The organism is Flavobacterium profundi (genome assembly GCF_006491645.1).
Lineage (GTDB): Bacteria > Bacteroidota > Bacteroidia > Flavobacteriales > Flavobacteriaceae > Flavobacterium > Flavobacterium profundi.
In genome coordinates, this window is the sequence record NZ_VDCZ01000003.1 from 296,206 (window position 1) to 311,915 (window position 15,710).

The 15,710-nt window shown below is 31.4% G+C and carries 16 protein-coding genes; 5 read left to right on the top strand and 11 right to left on the bottom strand.

What is annotated here, in order from left to right; genetic code table 11:
* Positions 1-27 precede the first annotated feature (27 nt).
* Positions 28-927 carry a NifU family protein gene (locus tag FHG05_RS06510; RefSeq protein WP_140997208.1) on the top strand — a complete coding sequence of 300 codons (900 nt, stop codon included), beginning with the start codon at positions 28-30 and terminating at the stop codon, positions 925-927.
* A 31-nt stretch (positions 928-958) separates the two neighbouring features.
* On the opposite strand, the gene FHG05_RS06515 is transcribed toward FHG05_RS06510, so the two are convergent.
* Positions 959-3,202 (bottom strand): inorganic phosphate transporter, encoded by a 2,244-nt coding sequence (locus tag FHG05_RS06515; protein WP_140997209.1) that lies wholly within the window; start codon positions 3,200-3,202, stop codon positions 959-961.
* Between the two features lie 158 nt (positions 3,203-3,360).
* Here FHG05_RS06515 and FHG05_RS06520 point away from each other — a divergent pair, with 158 nt between their 5' ends.
* The 3 genes from FHG05_RS06520 to FHG05_RS06530 are packed head-to-tail and all read left to right on the top strand — an operon-like array spanning position 3,361 to position 6,452.
* On the top strand, positions 3,361-3,561 hold the full coding sequence (locus FHG05_RS06520) for a dodecin family protein (protein ID WP_140997210.1): 201 nt from the start codon (positions 3,361-3,363) through the stop codon (positions 3,559-3,561).
* A 55-nt stretch (positions 3,562-3,616) separates the two neighbouring features.
* Complete coding sequence (locus FHG05_RS06525; RefSeq protein WP_140997211.1) at positions 3,617-5,641, top strand: thioredoxin domain-containing protein; 2,025 nt, start codon at positions 3,617-3,619, stop codon at positions 5,639-5,641.
* Positions 5,634-6,452 carry a mechanosensitive ion channel family protein gene (locus tag FHG05_RS06530; protein ID WP_140997212.1) on the top strand — a complete coding sequence of 273 codons (819 nt, stop codon included), beginning with the start codon at positions 5,634-5,636 and terminating at the stop codon, positions 6,450-6,452. The genes FHG05_RS06525 and FHG05_RS06530 overlap by 8 nt, the downstream gene beginning before the upstream one ends.
* A 6-nt stretch (positions 6,453-6,458) precedes the next feature.
* Here the strand turns inward: FHG05_RS06530 and tsaB are convergent, their stop codons facing one another.
* From tsaB to FHG05_RS06545, 3 genes are all read right to left on the bottom strand, one after another.
* A complete protein-coding gene (gene tsaB, locus FHG05_RS06535; protein ID WP_140997213.1) occupies positions 6,459-7,118 on the bottom strand; it encodes a tRNA (adenosine(37)-N6)-threonylcarbamoyltransferase complex dimerization subunit type 1 TsaB in 660 nt (219 codons plus the stop codon).
* A 103-nt stretch (positions 7,119-7,221) separates the two neighbouring features.
* On the bottom strand, positions 7,222-8,529 hold the full coding sequence (locus FHG05_RS06540; protein ID WP_140997214.1) for an efflux RND transporter periplasmic adaptor subunit: 1,308 nt from the start codon (positions 8,527-8,529) through the stop codon (positions 7,222-7,224).
* A gap of 3 nt (positions 8,530-8,532) precedes the next feature.
* A complete protein-coding gene (locus FHG05_RS06545) occupies positions 8,533-9,966 on the bottom strand; it encodes a TolC family protein (protein WP_140997215.1) in 1,434 nt (477 codons plus the stop codon).
* 100 nt (positions 9,967-10,066) lie between these two features.
* On the opposite strand from FHG05_RS06545, the gene FHG05_RS06550 reads away from it, so the two are divergent.
* Complete coding sequence (locus FHG05_RS06550; protein WP_140997216.1) at positions 10,067-11,458, top strand: DUF4403 family protein; 1,392 nt, start codon at positions 10,067-10,069, stop codon at positions 11,456-11,458.
* Position 11,459: 1 nt separating this feature from the next.
* On the opposite strand, the gene FHG05_RS06555 is transcribed toward FHG05_RS06550, so the two are convergent.
* The 7 genes from FHG05_RS06555 to FHG05_RS06585 form a co-directional block, all read right to left on the bottom strand.
* Positions 11,460-11,738: a hypothetical protein gene (locus FHG05_RS06555; protein WP_157504189.1), complete on the bottom strand. Its 279-nt coding sequence runs from the start codon at positions 11,736-11,738 to the stop codon at positions 11,460-11,462.
* The gene (locus tag FHG05_RS06560; RefSeq protein WP_140997217.1) at positions 11,731-12,273 is read right to left on the bottom strand and encodes a DUF420 domain-containing protein; all 543 of its coding nucleotides are present in this window, start codon (positions 12,271-12,273) and stop codon (positions 11,731-11,733) included. Before FHG05_RS06560 ends, FHG05_RS06555 begins: the two co-directional genes overlap by 8 nt.
* A gap of 25 nt (positions 12,274-12,298) precedes the next feature.
* On the bottom strand, positions 12,299-12,925 hold the full coding sequence (locus FHG05_RS06565; RefSeq protein WP_140997218.1) for an SCO family protein: 627 nt from the start codon (positions 12,923-12,925) through the stop codon (positions 12,299-12,301).
* Between the two features lie 5 nt (positions 12,926-12,930).
* Positions 12,931-13,638, bottom strand: a complete 708-nt coding sequence (locus tag FHG05_RS06570) for a hypothetical protein (RefSeq protein WP_140997219.1) — start codon at positions 13,636-13,638, stop codon at positions 12,931-12,933.
* 85 nt (positions 13,639-13,723) lie between these two features.
* Complete coding sequence (locus FHG05_RS06575) at positions 13,724-14,074, bottom strand: cytochrome C oxidase subunit IV family protein (RefSeq protein ID WP_140997220.1); 351 nt, start codon at positions 14,072-14,074, stop codon at positions 13,724-13,726.
* Between the two features lie 19 nt (positions 14,075-14,093).
* Positions 14,094-15,077 carry a cytochrome c oxidase subunit 3 gene (locus tag FHG05_RS06580; RefSeq protein WP_140997221.1) on the bottom strand — a complete coding sequence of 328 codons (984 nt, stop codon included), beginning with the start codon at positions 15,075-15,077 and terminating at the stop codon, positions 14,094-14,096.
* Between the two features lie 44 nt (positions 15,078-15,121).
* Positions 15,122-15,709: a cytochrome c oxidase subunit 3 gene (locus tag FHG05_RS06585; protein WP_140997222.1), complete on the bottom strand. Its 588-nt coding sequence runs from the start codon at positions 15,707-15,709 to the stop codon at positions 15,122-15,124.
* Between the last annotated feature and the right edge of the window lies 1 nt (position 15,710).

Below are 15,710 nucleotides of genomic sequence, written 5' to 3' on the forward strand. Positions count from 1 at the left end.
TTATCTTTGCAAAAAGATTACTAAATAATGTCAAAAATAACCATAAAAAACACCACTAATCCTTCCATTTTAAAATTTGAATTGGAAGAGACCATCATTAAAGGGCAAAATTTTGAATTTAAAAACATTGACGAGACTAAAAATTCACCATTAGCCATGCAACTGTTTTATTTACCCTTTGTTAAAACAGTATATATTTCAGGTAATTTTATTGCCATAGAAAAATTTTCTATAGTAGAATGGGGAGATGTTCAAGATGCGGTAGCCAATCAAATTGAAGAATTTATCAAAAATGGAGGAGAAATTCTGAAACAAGAAGTTACTTCTGTAAAAAAACAACCTATTACGATTTATGCAGAAACCACTCCTAATCCAGCGGTTCAAAAGTTTGTAAGCAATAAATTATTAACCAAAACCTTAATTGAATGTAAAAATATTGATCAAACCAAGGCTTCTCCTTTAGCTAAGGAATTGTTCCAATTTCCCTTTGTCAAGGAAGTTTTTATTGATGAAAATTACATTTCAATTACTAAATATGAAATTGCTGACTGGAGTGAAATTACAATGGAATTACGCTCTTTTATAAAAGAATATATCGAAAACGGAAATCAAGTAGTCGATGAATCGCAAATTGTAAAGACTGAAACGCATCAAAAACAACAGGAAACCTATTTTGAAAATTTAGATGTAACCTCTCAACAAATTGTAAATATTCTAGAAGAGTATGTAAAACCTGCTGTACAAAGTGACGGTGGAAACATTATGTTTGAATCCTTTGATGCAGATTCCAAAAAAGTAAAAGTAATTTTACAAGGAGCTTGCAGCGGATGCCCTTCTTCTACTTTTACTTTAAAAAATGGAATAGAAAATATGTTAAAGCAAATGCTCAACGACAGCGGAATTGTGGTTGAAGCTACAAATGCATAATACAATAAAAAAGAGCCTTTAAGGCTCTTTTTTATTTTTTATTTTCAACTTGCTTGTTAAACTCTTTAAACAGCTCTAGTAAATTCATAGTCGCTTTTACTAAGTCGTTGGTTTCTAAAAGCAATCCAAAATACAATTTACTGTTTTTCGGACTATTTTCTGTCGTTCTAATTCTTATGATTTGTTTCTGAATTAATTCGGAAATAGATTCCAAAAGATTAGCTTTCTCTTTTAATATTTCATCAATTTGAGAAAAATCTTCTTTTTGGAATGTTACAGTAAGTCTATCAAACAAATGTTTCAATTTATTATCAACTGATTTTAAATCTCTAATTTGATTGAACTTTAATTGTTTGTGATTGTTATTAATATGAGAATGACTATTAACTGTAATATACCCAATAGACTGAACCATATCTTGCAAGTAACCTAAAATAAGAACATAAAACTTACTTGCTTCTAATGAGGTTTCATCTAAATTTTTAATGACATAATACACATTACTTTTTAAGTCATCAATATCTTTTTCTAATTTCTTAAGTTTCTTTTTATTTTCTTTTAGTTTCGCTAAGTCTTGCAATCCTAAGTTATTGATAACATCGGTATACAGTGCATTCGTTTTACGAATCACTTTACCTACTTGAGAAGAACTTTCAGAAATAACTTCTTTAATAGAAAAAATATCTTCTTTCTTTAACTTTATTTCTTCTTCTTTTTCTTTTGTTTTCTTCATGTGTTTTCTAGCACTTCTATACAAAAGAATTCCCACAGTTACCATTAAAGCAAAGAAGGCAAACACTTTCCCAAAGGTTAATAGTACGGCTATGGTTCCTGCCATTAAAAAAGCCACAAATGCCGTTACAAACCAACCTCCAATAACATTGATAACTCCTGCCACTCGATAAACTGCACTCTCTCTGTCCCAAGCTCTATCTGCAAAAGAAGTTCCCATAGCCACCATAAAAGTTACATAAGTTGTAGATAATGGTAATTTTAAAGAAGTACCTATGGCAATTAAGATACTCGCAACCATTAAATTTACTGATGCTCTCACCATATCAAAAGCAGGTTGCTCACTCTTTTTAGAAGTAGGTACAACTTTGGTAAACTGCTTGTCTATTTTAACTTCTAATGATTTTGGTAAAAAACAATTTAATACTTGACCAATATACATAACACCTCTCACAATAACTCTTGATAAATTATTGGCATCAAAACGTTCCGTTCCTTCACTCTGTCTTGATAAATCTACACCAGTAGCAATTACTTCTTTTGCTTTTTTAGAAGTCCAAAGCGTATATACCATAATTCCACCACCTATCAATAACAGCCAAAAATTAGCTTTTAATTCGGAAGATGCTAAAGCCCCCATCAACATTGTAGAATCACTACCACCTGCGATATAAATATCATAGGATTGTAAAGCGGCAATTGGCACTCCAATAAAGTTTACTAAATCATTTCCTGCAAAAGCAAGTGCTAAAGCAAAAGTTCCTATAATAATAATAATTCTAAAAATGTTTACTTTTAAACTGATTAAAACTTGAGATAATAGCGTCCAAAACACAAAACAAACTGCGATAATTAGCATTTGATTAGATTTCATTAACTCTTTCAAATCCGCAGTCATGAAAGAAGAACTTTTTAGACCTTTGAATAAAATAAAGTAAGTGATAGCTGTAATACCTATACCGCCGAAAATAGCACCAAAGTACTTTACTCTTCTTTCATAGTGAAAAGAAAAAATAATCCTAGATAAGTATTGGATTAAAGCCCCAATCGTAAATGAAAGCGCTACAGAAATTAAAATACTCGACACAATTTCTGTAGCTTTCTCTTGATTGATAAAGTCTAAAATCGTGTTCGTATTATTATCATTAGAAATCATTTTATAAACTCCTAAACATACAGCTCCTCCTAATAAAGAAAAAACAACAGAAACTGTAGTAGAAGTTGGCAATCCTAATGAATTAAAGATATCCAATAATAAGACATCTGTAATCATTACAGCCAAGAAAATAATCATTACATCATTGAAGGTAAACATGCCAGGCACAAAAATACCACTACGGGCAATTTCCATCATACCACTAGAAAACAAGGCTCCCAAAGCAATACCGATACTCGCAACTATCATTAAAGTTTTAAAAGATACTGCTTTAGATCCTATTCCAGAATTTAAAAAATTAACGGCATCATTAGCTACTCCTACCATTAAATCTATTGAAGCCAATAATGCTAATGCTACAAGCATTACAAGATATATTTGTTCCATCTACTCTTAAAGTTTTTTCTTTTGCAAAAGTCCTGCAACTATTTCTTTTCAATGTTAAGTTAATGTTATTAATTTCAATTTATAAAAATATATAATTTGCAATTTCTTGATAATTTAACTACCTTTAAATACATTATTAACAACAAAATAAACAAATTATGGCAGTATTAAAAGTTATAGAAATTTTATCCAGCTCAGAAAAAAGTTGGGAAGATGCTACAAAACAAGCAGTTGAGAAAGCATCAAAAACATTGAACAACATTAGATCTGTATATGTTAAAGAACAAAGTGCAGCAGTAAAAAACAATCAAGTAACTGAATTTCGGGTGAATTTAAAAGTCACTTTTGAATTAGATTAGTTTTAATTCTTTACTTACCTTTTAAGCGTTCCTAAAGAACGCTTTTTTTATCCCTATGAACGAACTCCATTTAGAAACAAGCCCCTATCTCCTTCAACATGCTACAAACCCTATTCATTGGAAAGCATGGCATACAGAAACCCTTCAATATGCTCAAAAAAACAAGCAATTAATCATCATTAGTATTGGTTATGCTGCTTGCCATTGGTGTCATGTTATGGAACACGAATCTTTTGAAGATGAACAGGTAGCAGAAGTGATGAATCGTTCTTATGTATCTATAAAAGTAGATCGCGAAGAAAGACCCGATGTGGACGCCATATATATGAAAGCGATTCAAATTATGAGTGGACAAGGTGGATGGCCTTTAAACGTAGTATGTTTACCGGATGGAAGACCTATTTGGGGTGGCACCTATTTTCGTAAAGAAGAATGGACGAATGCATTGGAACAACTCCAAGAACTTTTTGTAAATAATCCGCAAAAAATGGAAGAATATGCTACAAAATTACATCAAGGCATTCAATTGCTAGGTTTAGTTCAAAAACCTAAAGAAAATATTCTTTTCTCCAAAGAAAACATGAGCCTATTAATCGAAAAATGGCAAAGAAGTTTTGACTTAGAATATGGAGGTTATTCTCGAGCACCAAAGTTTATGATGCCTACAAATTTAGAGTTCTTACAACGCTATGGTTTTCAAAATAAAAACCAACAATTGTTAGACTATGTCGACCTTACACTTACAAAAATGGCTTGGGGCGGTTTATTTGATACCGTTGAAGGCGGTTTTTCAAGATATTCCGTAGATAGTAAGTGGCACATTCCTCATTTTGAAAAAATGCTCTATGATAATGCCCAATTGCTTTCTGTATATGCAGATGCCTACAAACGCACAAAAAACGAGTTGTACACAGAAGTTATTGAAAAAACCATTCGCTTTTGTGATAATGAACTTCTAAATATAAAAAAAGGTTATTTTGCTTCACTTGATGCAGATAGCTTAAATGCAAGTCACCATTTAGAAGAAGGAGCCTATTATAGTTGGACCAAAGAAGAATTACAGAGAATTTTAGGAGATGATTTTGAACTATTTTCAATAGTATTTAATATTAATCCTTTTGGATATTGGGAAGAAGAAAAAAAATACGTCTTGATTCAAAATGAAAGCCTAGAAGCTATTGCAAAAAAAGCTTCTGTTTCTGTTGCTTTCGTCAAAGAAAAAAAGAAAATTTGGGAAGAAAAATTGTTTCACATTCGTAAAGAAAGAAACAAACCTCGTTTAGATGATAAAAGTATTACTTCTTGGAATGCTTTGTTGATTAAAGGACTTATAGATAGCTATATCGCCTTAGGAAACAGAGATTATTTGGATAAAGCGGAAGGAATAGCTGCGTTTATACACAACCAACTCACAACCATAAACGGAAGTCTTTGGCATACCTATAAAAATGAAGAAAGCAAAATCGATGGTTTTTTAGACGATTATGCTTTTACTATTCAGGCGTTTATTCGTTTGTATCAAGTTACTTTTAATTTTCATTATTTATCTCAAGCCAAGCAATTGATGGATTATTGCTTCGAGGACTTTTATAATGAAAACGAACTATTTTTCACATTTACTTCCAGAAACTCTCCTGCTTTAATTGCTACTCATTACGAAATAGAGGACAACGTTATTCCTGCATCTAACTCAGTTATGGGTCATAATCTTTATGCATTGAGTATTTACTATGACAATAGTTATTATGAAAAAGTGTACCAAAATATGTTGGCTCAAATTTTACCAACCATTGATTATGCTTCCGCATTTTCCAATTGGCTCTCCTTATGGATGAATACTTTAGAAGAACAAAAAGAACTTGCTATTTGCGGAAATAATGCTGTTGCAAACACTATTGAAGTTCAAAAAAACTACATACCTCAACTTTTAATTGCAGGAACAACGAGTGTAGTTAACCTACCCTTTTTACAGGATAGATTTGACAAAAACCTAGACTTACTGTATCTTTGTAGTAATAAGACGTGTCAAATTCCCGAGACCGAAGTAGAAAACATTATAAACCAAATAAAAAATGAGTAGCGAACAAATCGAAAAGTACACTGAAATTATTATTAAAACCATTGTTGAATATTCTCCAAAAGTTGTAACGGCAATTATCATCTTATTTTTAGGATTGTGGTTAACCAGCATTATTACGAAAACCATAAAAAAAATACTTCTAAGAAGGGAAGTCGATATTACCCTTTCTAATTTTATTGGCAATTTTATCTTTTGGACGCTACGTGTTCTTGTATTTATAACCGTTGTTTCAAATTTAGGTGTACCTACTTCCTCATTTGTTGCCATTTTAGGAGCCGCTGGTTTAGCTGTAGGTTTAGCCTTACAAGGTTCTTTATCTAATTTTGCAGGTGGTATTTTGATTATCTTATTCAAGCCATTTAAATTAGAGGATGTTATTGAAGCGCAAGGCGAAATTGGTACTGTAAAAGAAATCCAAATTTTTAATACCCGACTTTTAACCGCCAACAACCAAACTGTTTATATTCCAAATGGTGCTTTATCGAATGGTGTTATTAAAAATTATACGCAAGAAGGTATTCGTAGAATTGATTTAACCATTGGTGTAGATTACAATTCCGATTTAAAGCAAGTTAAAGAAGTTATTTTAGACGTCTTAAGTAAAAACGAATTGGTTTTAAAAGAACCTGCACCAGCAGTAGTCGTAATGGCTTTAGCAGACAGTTCAATTAATTTAGCGGTGCGACCATGGGCAAAAGCAGAAAACTTTTTAACCGTTCATAGTCAAACTTTAGAACAATGCAAAGTAGCATTCGACAAAGCAGGAATCGAAATTCCTTATCCACATCAAGTAGAAATTCAAAAGAAATAATATTATCTATTTATTTAAAACAAAGTCTTTTAAATAAAACGGTTCAAAATAAGCGACATCAACAAAGTCGCTTTTTTTGTACTTTTCATAGGACAAACTACTCATTTCATTTGCTGAAGGATAGACAATATCGTCATGAAAAACAAAATTACTTTTGGTTAAAATGGCTTTAAATTTAAGCGCACCATCTCCTACTAAGTGCAGGGTTTCCGCTACAGTATTATAAGAATTCGTATCGATAATTTCAGCTTCAGTAGCCCTAATTCTATTGTAATTTTTATCATAAAAAGCCGTATAAACTTCCATTCTTCTCGCGTCAATCATTGGAATTATTATACCTTCTTCGATGGTAATTTGTTTGGCTAACAAAGCCAACGTATCGATAGCAATCAAAGGAACACCCAAGGCATAACACAAGCCTTTCGCAGACGAAACTCCTATTCGCAAACCCGTGTAAGAACCAGGGCCTTGACTTACCGCTATGGCATGAATATCGTTGAAATTATATTGCGTTTCTTCTAAAATTGTTCCAATAAAAACATGCAATTTTTCAGCATGTGAAAAATTTTCAGTTGCAATTTCTTTACAAAGTAATGTTTTGCCTTCTTTGGCTATTGAAACCGAACAATTTTTAGTTGCTGTTTCTATGTTTAAAATGATGGCCATTGTGCTTTTTATATGATTGCAAAAATACAAACTAGTACTTTACTAAAACAAAAAAAAGACGCAAATAAAATTTGCGTCTCAAAAAAATAACCTTAACTATTAACTACTTTTTTGCTTTATCGTCTTTCTTACTTTGAACTTTCACCTTGTCATTGGTGTTCAAGTCTTTCGAAACCATTAAATAAGGTCCGGTAATAATTTCTTCTCCTTTTTTCAAGCCTTCCATAATTTCGATATTGGTATCGTCTTGAATTCCTGTTTTCACAACTCTTAATTTAGCTTTATCACCTACTTTTACAAAAACACATTCAAACTTTTGATCTGGATTATAAGTGCCTTTGTTTTGTTTTTCTTCCTTTTCTAATTCGGCTACTATGTCTTTTTTAGTAGAAGTGGTATCGTCTTTAACTACTACAGCACTAATAGGCACTCCAATTATATTTTGCTTTTTTGTGGTAATAATATCAACCGTAGCAGTCATACCTGGACGAAAAGGAGAATAGTTAGGTGCTTTTCCTTTTAACAAGTCTTCGTAAGATTCTTTTAAAATTCTAACTTTAACTTTAAAATTAGTTACCTGATCTGCTGTTAATGCAGAACTAGCCGAATTGGAAATACTGGTTACAACTCCTTTAAACTCTTTCTTTAAATAAGCATCCACTTCAATTTTTGCAGAATCACCCACAGTAACTTTTACAATGTCGTTTTCATTTACATCCACTTCAACTTCCATGTTATTTAAATTCGCTACACGAAGAATTTCAGTTCCCGCCATTTGTTGGGTTCCTAAAACACGCTCTCCTAATTCTACTGATAATAAGGAAATCGTTCCGTCAGCTGGAGCATAAATGGTAGTTCTACCTAAATTATCGCGCGCTTCTGTTAAAGTAGCTGTTGCACTTTGTACGTTAAAATAAGCCGATTGTTTATTCGCTTCTGCAACTTCATAAGCCGATACAATTCGATCCCATTCCGATTTTGAAATCACTCCTTTTTCAAATAAAGGTTTGTTTCTATCGTAATTTGCTTTTGCTTCTTTTACTTGTGCTTCTGCTTGGCTATAACCCGCTTTGGTAGTTGATAAACTTGCAGCAGTTCTATTTACTCCAGAAACATAAATATCTGGGTTTATTTTTACCAGTAAATCTCCTTTTTTAACTTGTTGTCCTTCTTTAATAGGCAATTGAATAATTTCACCCGATACTTCAGAAGAAATTTTCACTTCTATTTCGGGTTGAATTTTTCCTGTAGCAGAAACAGTTTCTACGATGTTCATTTGGTCTACTTTAGCAACTTCAACCTCTTTGCTATCATCATTATTACCTATAACGCCTCCTTTTTTTAAGGCAACTAAAAGCACGATTAAACCTACAATGCTTCCTAATAAGATGTATATCGATTTCTTTGACATGGTTTATTGTTTTTGAATTAATGGTATTCCGAAATAAAATTCTAGTATCTTGGTTCTAAAAATATAATCATACTTGGTTCTTAAGACTTCAGATTGTGCGTTAATTAACAGCGTTTGTGCTTGATTGAAGTCAAAAACATTCATTAGACCTACTTCATATCTATCTTTAGCATAAGCAAAAGAAAGCTTTCTCGCTTCAAGTGTTACTAAAGCAGCTTCATAACTTTCTTTAGTTGATTTAGTATCTGTATAAGCAGTATACACATTTCGTTCTAAATCTAATTCTTGTTGATTATATGAAAGCTCCGCTCTTTCCAAAGCAACTTTAGTGCGTTCAACATTATTTCGAGTTGCCAGTCCATTGAAAATAGGAACGTTTAGTTGTATTCCAAAGTTTTGACCTTTATTATTGTCAAATTGATCAAAAATTGGTAAAGGTTTTCCTAAAATTGGAGCATAATTAGGTTGCAATACATTTTGATTTGTACCCTCTACAAAACCTATCGTTGAAAATGGATTGGTCGTATTTGCTTCAACACCTACTATTCTATCCGAATTAGAAGCTCTTGTACTAAAACTATAAAAACCCGTTAAACTTGGTAAATAAGCACCTCTAGCAATTGAAATATCTTTTTTAGCTAGTTCAACATTAGATTCTGCAATTTTTAATTCCGTTCTACTCTCTTTGGCTTTTTTGATAATGACATCTGCACTTTCTGAAAGCACTTCACTTTCGAAAATGTCTATATTTTCATCAGAAATATCAAAATTTTGAAAATCATCTAATCGAAGTAATTGAGCTAAACTTAATTTAGAAATTAACAATGCATTCTGAGCAGCAATTAAATTTTGATTATCCGTTGCCACAGTAGCATTCATATCTAATAAATCACCATTTGGAACCACTCCTGCATCAACTAATTCTTTTGTACGCTCCAGTTGTGCTTTGTTGTAGATAACTTGTTGTTCTTGTACTTTTAAATTTTCTTTATTAAACAAAATCTGCAAATAAGCATTGGCTACATTCAAAGCGATATCTTCTTGCATTTTCTTCAATTGATATTGCGTTGAAATTATACTTAAATTAGACTTTCTTAATTGGTTCTGATTTTGCAAACCTCTGAAAATATCAACACTCACATTTAATCCAGCTGAAGTAAATTGTGTCGTCTGATTTTCCAAAAGACCTGTAGTAATATTTTGGTTCAAACCAATATTCCATGAATGAGAAGCTGAAGCACTAACATTTGGCATAAAATTACCAATAGCATCTTTTTTATTAATTTCTGTTGTTTTTAAATCGAGTTCCGATTGTTTTACTGAAATATTATTCTCAATCGCATAGTTGACACATTCTTGCAAGGTCCATTTCTTTTCTTGTGCAAAAATGGGTATCCCTAGGAGTAAGAAAAAAATAAGTATTCTTTTAGTGATCATTTTGGATGAATTATAAATGAATTTCTTATAAGACCAAAAAAAGAAGTTTTTGTTACACTAATCATATAATATTTTATTTTTGTAATCAAATTCTCTGAAAATGAAATATATCCTTAGTCTTATTCTTTTAGTTTCCATCTTATTTTTGATTGTTTCGTGTAGTTCTGCACAAAAAATTGAAGCTTTAAAACCACCTTTATCAGATGATAGTCCGATGGTTTTTAAAAATAAAACTTCTTTTATTTCTTTACCAACCGAAATTACCTTAAAAGATATTGAAACGCTTTTAAATAAGAATATGGAAGGTTTAATTTATGAGGACAATGAGCTTTCGGATGATAATACTGAGATGAAAATTTGGAAAACCGCTCCTATTCGTTTGACAGAAAAAAACGGTGAGATTCTTTCAGTAATTCCTTTAAAAATATGGACCAAAGTAAAATATGGAACCAGTTTCATGGCTTTAAATGATACTAAAGAAATTAATTTAAATGGAACCATTACTTTAAATAGTAAAGCGCATTTATACAATTGGAAACTTACCACTCAATCCTCTATTACAAATTTTGAATGGAGTGAAAGTCCGAATATTGTTATTGCAGGTAAAAAAGTACCTATTACCTATCTCATCAATCCGACAATTTCTATTTTTAAAAATAAGATTGCCAAAACGATTGATGAAGCTATTGATACCTCTTGCGACTTTAAACCTATGGTTTTGGATGCGATGGAAAAAATCAGCACACCTGTCTTAACGAATGATGCATATGAAGCTTGGTTCAAACTAGTACCTGTAGAACTATATGTTACTGAAGCAGCATTAAAAAACAGTAAAATCACTTTAGACATGGGCTTAAAATGTACCATGCAGACGATGATTGGTCAAGAACCTAAAAATACCTTTGATAAAAACAAATTAGTCTTAAAACCTGTTAAAACCATACCCAACGAATTTGAAGTAGCTGTGGCAGCAGTTTCTACTTATGAAAGTGCTTCTAAAGTTATTACAAAGAATTTTCAAGGACAAGAATTTGGTTCAGGAAGCAAGAAAGTAACTGTTGAAAAAGTGAATTTATGGCAAAACGAAGGTAAATTGATTATTGCTTTAGATTTGTTAGGTTCGGTAAATGGTACGATTTATTTATCCGGTTATCCACAGTACAATTCGGTTACCAAAGAAATCTTTTTTGACAAACTAGATTATGTTTTAAATACCAAGAGCGTCCTTTTAAAATCGGCCAATTGGTTAGCTCAAGGGACTATTTTAAGAAAAATACAAGAAAACTGTAGGTATTCCATTCAAGAAAATATGGATGAAGGGAAAAAAAGTATGGCTAGTTATTTAAACAATTACTCGCCTATGAAAGGCGTTTTCATTAATGGAAACATGAGCGATTTTACTTTTGAAAAAGTAGAATTAACCAATAAAGCTATTATTGCGTTTATTTCCACCAATGGGAAAATGAAAATTACTATTGACGGGATGGAATAACCTAAGGAGTAACTTCTTTTTTCTTGGCAAATTTCATTCTGTAAATCGCATAACCAGCTACTGCAACCAAAATGTAAGGAATAACCATTAGATACACAATTCCATCGTTTATGGCTTCTGCTTGCACGCCACTTTCTTCACTTTCTAAAGCAGCTCTACACATGGCACATTGACCTTGAGAAGAAAGAACATAGAAGAAAGAAAAAAGAATGTAAAATGTGCTTTTACTTCTAAAATTTCTTTGCTCTTTGCTCTTTGCTCTTTGCTCTTTACTAAACATAATAAGGTGAAATCATAAGATATACTATAACGCCAGTGATAGCAACATATAACCATATTGGAAACGTAATTTTTGCTATTCTTTTATGCTTATCAAAACGTTGTGCCAAAGCTTTAACATATGTAATTAAAACTAATGGAATAATAGCTATTGATAAAATGATATGCGTAATTAGAATAAACATATACACATAATAAATGAATCCGGTTTCTCCAAATGAAGCAGTCTCAGCAGACATATGATAGGCCACATACATCAACAAAAAAGCAACTGAACAACCAATAGCTGTTTTCATAAGGTTTTCATGCAACTTTCTCTTTCCGTTTTTAATCGCTATTACAGCAATTACTAACAATATTGCAGTAACTCCATTAATCGTCGCATAAATAGGCGGCAAAAAAGTAAATGGTTTTACATCTAATCCTAAACGTTTAAAACTAACTCCAAAAAGAGCTGCAACTGCCAAGGGTATAGCTATTGACAATACCTTTATTAACTTATTATATTTTGTTTCTATTGTAGTATTATTTTCCATTTATGGAATCTTTAAATTGTAAATTTTATTCTTCTAATAATTTCTTGATATCTTCTTGAATGGCAACTACACCTTCATCGGTAGTACCATCATAATATAAAATTGGGTTCCCAAATTCGTCTTTACGACATCGTATATTACCTTCTTTATCTATTAAAGCAAACAAGCCTGAATGTTCAAAACCACCAGCCACATTTTTATTTTCACCAGTATAAATATTAAAGCCTTTATTCGCTAAATTGTAAATATAGTCTTTATCTCCCGTTAATAAATGCCAATTATAATGCTTTACTCCAAGCAAATCCGCATGATCTTTTAAAACTTTAGGTGTATCAAAAGCTGGGTTGATGGTAATAGAAGCAATACCAAATTTAGGATTTCCGTAGAATTCCTCTTGCAACTTCAACATATTTTGATTCATGATGGGGCAAATCGTAGGACAAGTAGAAAAGAAAAACTCTACTACATACACTTTCCCCAAATAATCTTTATTGGTAATTGTTTTATTGTTTTGATCGGTCAATTCAAATGCGGGAACTTCACCCATAGTATGCAAATCTGACTTTTGAAATTTTGCAATAATTTTGGGTACTGCCCAAATTCCAAAAATTAAAACTATAAAGGTTATTCCTATATACGATTTATTCTTCATTTTTATTACTTTTTATCTTGTGAACTTTTTTCAACACCATCTACAATATGGTCTCTAAATTCATCTTTTCGTTTGTTCTTTTTTAAAGCCAAACGGTATTCTCTTAAAATAATCTTGACATCATCTGTCATTTCATTATGCAAATCGGCTGCTGAAGAAGCGTTATAGCTTTCTCTGTATTCTTCTTCTCCTTTTTTATTCTTGCCTTTTCTACCTCTAAGGTTTTTATTCTTATCCAAAATAAATACCTGAGAAGTTCCTTTCGTAGCATCTAAGTCTGTTTTAAAATGAAAGCTATCATAATACCTTTCAATTTCATCTGAAGTCGTAAAAACAAACTTCCAGCCTTTCATATTCTCTGTAATACGATTTAACTCCACTATCATTTTTTCAATTTCGTTTTCCGTTCCACTAGGCGCTATCATTACCATTTGAAAATCCTCAAATCCAAAGTATTTTTGGTATATCTTTTGATTTAAATTAAACATATTAGCTTTAAACTCCTTCATATCGCTTCCTGTAAAGCCTAATATGGTAATTTTGTCTTTCAGTTGTATCTTTTCTTTACTTAAAGTAGTCCACTCAGATGGAATTTCTGCGTTATTTTCAGACAAAACAGGCAAAAACAATGAATTATGCTTAGCGGACGCAAAAATTAAATAGGTTACTATAGGAAAGATGAATAGAATAATAAGGATTATTTTATTTTTCATTAATTACACTTTTAGATCGTATTGACTAGTACAAAAGTAAAAAAAATCCCGATGAAAATCGGGATTTACTATATCTAAACAAAGGTTAAAATATCCATTTTAAGTGACCGTTTTTAAATACTTCATAAATGTAATCACCTTCTACAAGAACAATAAAACATAGATAAAGAATTAAAAACACTAAAGGAGCTACAACTGACCAACGTAAACTAGCTTTTTCACCTTCTAAGTGCATAAAAGCCCACATAATGTAGTATGCTTTTACTAAAGTTAAAATAATGAAAATCCAGTTCAATAAACTAGTTGATAATAAATGTCCTCTGAATAAAAAATCGGGTTTAATAATACCTAAAGCAACTTCAACAGTAGTGATAACTGAAAGTAAACCAAAAACGATCCAGATTCTTTTTGTATTTGATTCGTGTGCGTGTGCCATAACTTTTCTTTTTATATAATTATACTAAGTAGAAGAATGTGAATACAAATACCCAAACTAAATCTACAAAGTGCCAATATAATCCAACTTTTTCAACCATTTCATAACTTCTTCTCTTTTCATATGTTCCTAAAATCACATTGAAGAAAATGATTACGTTAATGATTACTCCTGTAAATACATGGAAACCGTGGAAACCAGTAATAAAGAAGAAGAAGTTAGCGAATAATTTATGACCGTATTCATTTCTAATTAAATTAGCTCCTTCAACTACATATTTAGCATCATTTATTCTTTTTAATGATTCTTCTCTTGACAAAGCTACTTTTTCTTTGTCATGTATTTTTTCAGACAAAATAACTAAGTCTTTTTGAGTTTTGAATCCTTCGATAACTTCGTTAACCGAGTAAGATGGCAAAGAAGATTCTTCCATAAACCAAAAACCTCTGTTACGTGTTAACTGTTCTCTTTCTTCTGGCAATACCAAAGCAAAATCAGCTAAAGCTACTCTTTCAAAATGACCTTCCTTATCCATTTTACCAAATTGCAAAATAGAACCTCCTTTGGTTTCAACAGCACCATATTCACCTTTAATAAAGTTTTTCCACTCCCAAGCTTGAGAACCTAAGAATATTAAACCTCCAATAATGGTTAAAAACATATAGAAAGCCACTTTGCTTTTCTTTAATTGATGTCCAGCATCTACTGCCAACACCATCGTTACAGAAGAAAAGATAAGTATAAAAGTCATTAATGCCACATAGTACATCGGTGCGTCTACACCATGCAAAAATGGAAAGTGTGTAAACACTTCATCGGCAATAGGCCAAGTTTCGATAAATTTAAATCTTGAAAAACCGTAAGCTGCAAGGAATCCTGAAAAAGTTAATGCATCTGATAAGATAAAAAACCACATCATTAATTTACCATAGGTTGCTCCCATTGGTCCTGGTCCTCCGTCTAGCAAAGCGTGATCGTCATGTATAGTAACTGTCGCTCCCATAAAAATTTAATTGTTAAAAAGTTCCCAAATTTATTACTTTTTTTCTATTTGAAAAAATAGAAAAATAAAAACAAATATACCCAAATAAAATCCATAAAATGCCAATACATTGCACTTAGCTCTATACCAAGGGTTTGAGCAGGATTATACTTTTGTTTATAATGATTATAAATTACTGTAAAAAGTGAAATTAACCCTCCAAAAAGATGTGCTACATGCACAATAACAAAAGCATACAAAAAAGAAACACTAACTGTACTTGATGGTCCTGTAGGTACTAATTGCATACTATATAATTCTGAAAATCCATTAAATTGAAAAAACACAAATAAGATTCCCAAAACTAATGTAGTAATTAAGAAAATCATACCTGTAGAATTTAAACCTTTTTTAATTGACTTTTTAGCAAAATAATACGTAAGACTACTAAGAATAATAATGATTGTACTGATAATTAATGAATTTGGCATATTAAAATCAGCTACCCAATCAGGTCTTTTTTTACTCACTATAAAACCACTTGTCAAACCAGCAAAAATCATACAAATGCTTATCATTCCAAACCATAGCAACATTTTGTATGTTTTACCTTTACGAGCTTGTTCTTCTTCCAATGTCATTCTATTTTCCATA

What these genes read in the sequence shown, in the direction of transcription:
- tsaB (WP_140997213.1), bottom strand. Translation starts at nt 7,118, where the DNA reads ATGGCCATCATTTTAAACATAGAAACAGCAACTAAAAATTGTTCGGTT.
- FHG05_RS06515 (WP_140997209.1), bottom strand. Translation starts at nt 3,202, where the DNA reads ATGGAACAAATATATCTTGTAATGCTTGTAGCATTAGCATTATTGGCT.
- FHG05_RS06540 (WP_140997214.1), bottom strand. Translation starts at nt 8,529, where the DNA reads ATGTCAAAGAAATCGATATACATCTTATTAGGAAGCATTGTAGGTTTA.
- FHG05_RS06565 (WP_140997218.1), bottom strand. Translation starts at nt 12,925, where the DNA reads ATGAAGAATAAATCGTATATAGGAATAACCTTTATAGTTTTAATTTTT.
- FHG05_RS06510 (WP_140997208.1), top strand. Translation starts at nt 28, where the DNA reads ATGTCAAAAATAACCATAAAAAACACCACTAATCCTTCCATTTTAAAA.
- FHG05_RS06570 (WP_140997219.1), bottom strand. Translation starts at nt 13,638, where the DNA reads ATGAAAAATAAAATAATCCTTATTATTCTATTCATCTTTCCTATAGTA.
- FHG05_RS06555 (WP_157504189.1), bottom strand. Translation starts at nt 11,738, where the DNA reads ATGTTTAGTAAAGAGCAAAGAGCAAAGAGCAAAGAGCAAAGAAATTTT.
- FHG05_RS06525 (WP_140997211.1), top strand. Translation starts at nt 3,617, where the DNA reads ATGAACGAACTCCATTTAGAAACAAGCCCCTATCTCCTTCAACATGCT.
- FHG05_RS06550 (WP_140997216.1), top strand. Translation starts at nt 10,067, where the DNA reads ATGAAATATATCCTTAGTCTTATTCTTTTAGTTTCCATCTTATTTTTG.
- FHG05_RS06560 (WP_140997217.1), bottom strand. Translation starts at nt 12,273, where the DNA reads ATGGAAAATAATACTACAATAGAAACAAAATATAATAAGTTAATAAAG.
- FHG05_RS06575 (WP_140997220.1), bottom strand. Translation starts at nt 14,074, where the DNA reads ATGGCACACGCACACGAATCAAATACAAAAAGAATCTGGATCGTTTTT.
- FHG05_RS06585 (WP_140997222.1), bottom strand. Translation starts at nt 15,709, where the DNA reads ATGGAAAATAGAATGACATTGGAAGAAGAACAAGCTCGTAAAGGTAAA.
- FHG05_RS06545 (WP_140997215.1), bottom strand. Translation starts at nt 9,966, where the DNA reads ATGATCACTAAAAGAATACTTATTTTTTTCTTACTCCTAGGGATACCC.
- FHG05_RS06580 (WP_140997221.1), bottom strand. Translation starts at nt 15,077, where the DNA reads ATGGGAGCGACAGTTACTATACATGACGATCACGCTTTGCTAGACGGA.
- FHG05_RS06520 (WP_140997210.1), top strand. Translation starts at nt 3,361, where the DNA reads ATGGCAGTATTAAAAGTTATAGAAATTTTATCCAGCTCAGAAAAAAGT.
- FHG05_RS06530 (WP_140997212.1), top strand. Translation starts at nt 5,634, where the DNA reads ATGAGTAGCGAACAAATCGAAAAGTACACTGAAATTATTATTAAAACC.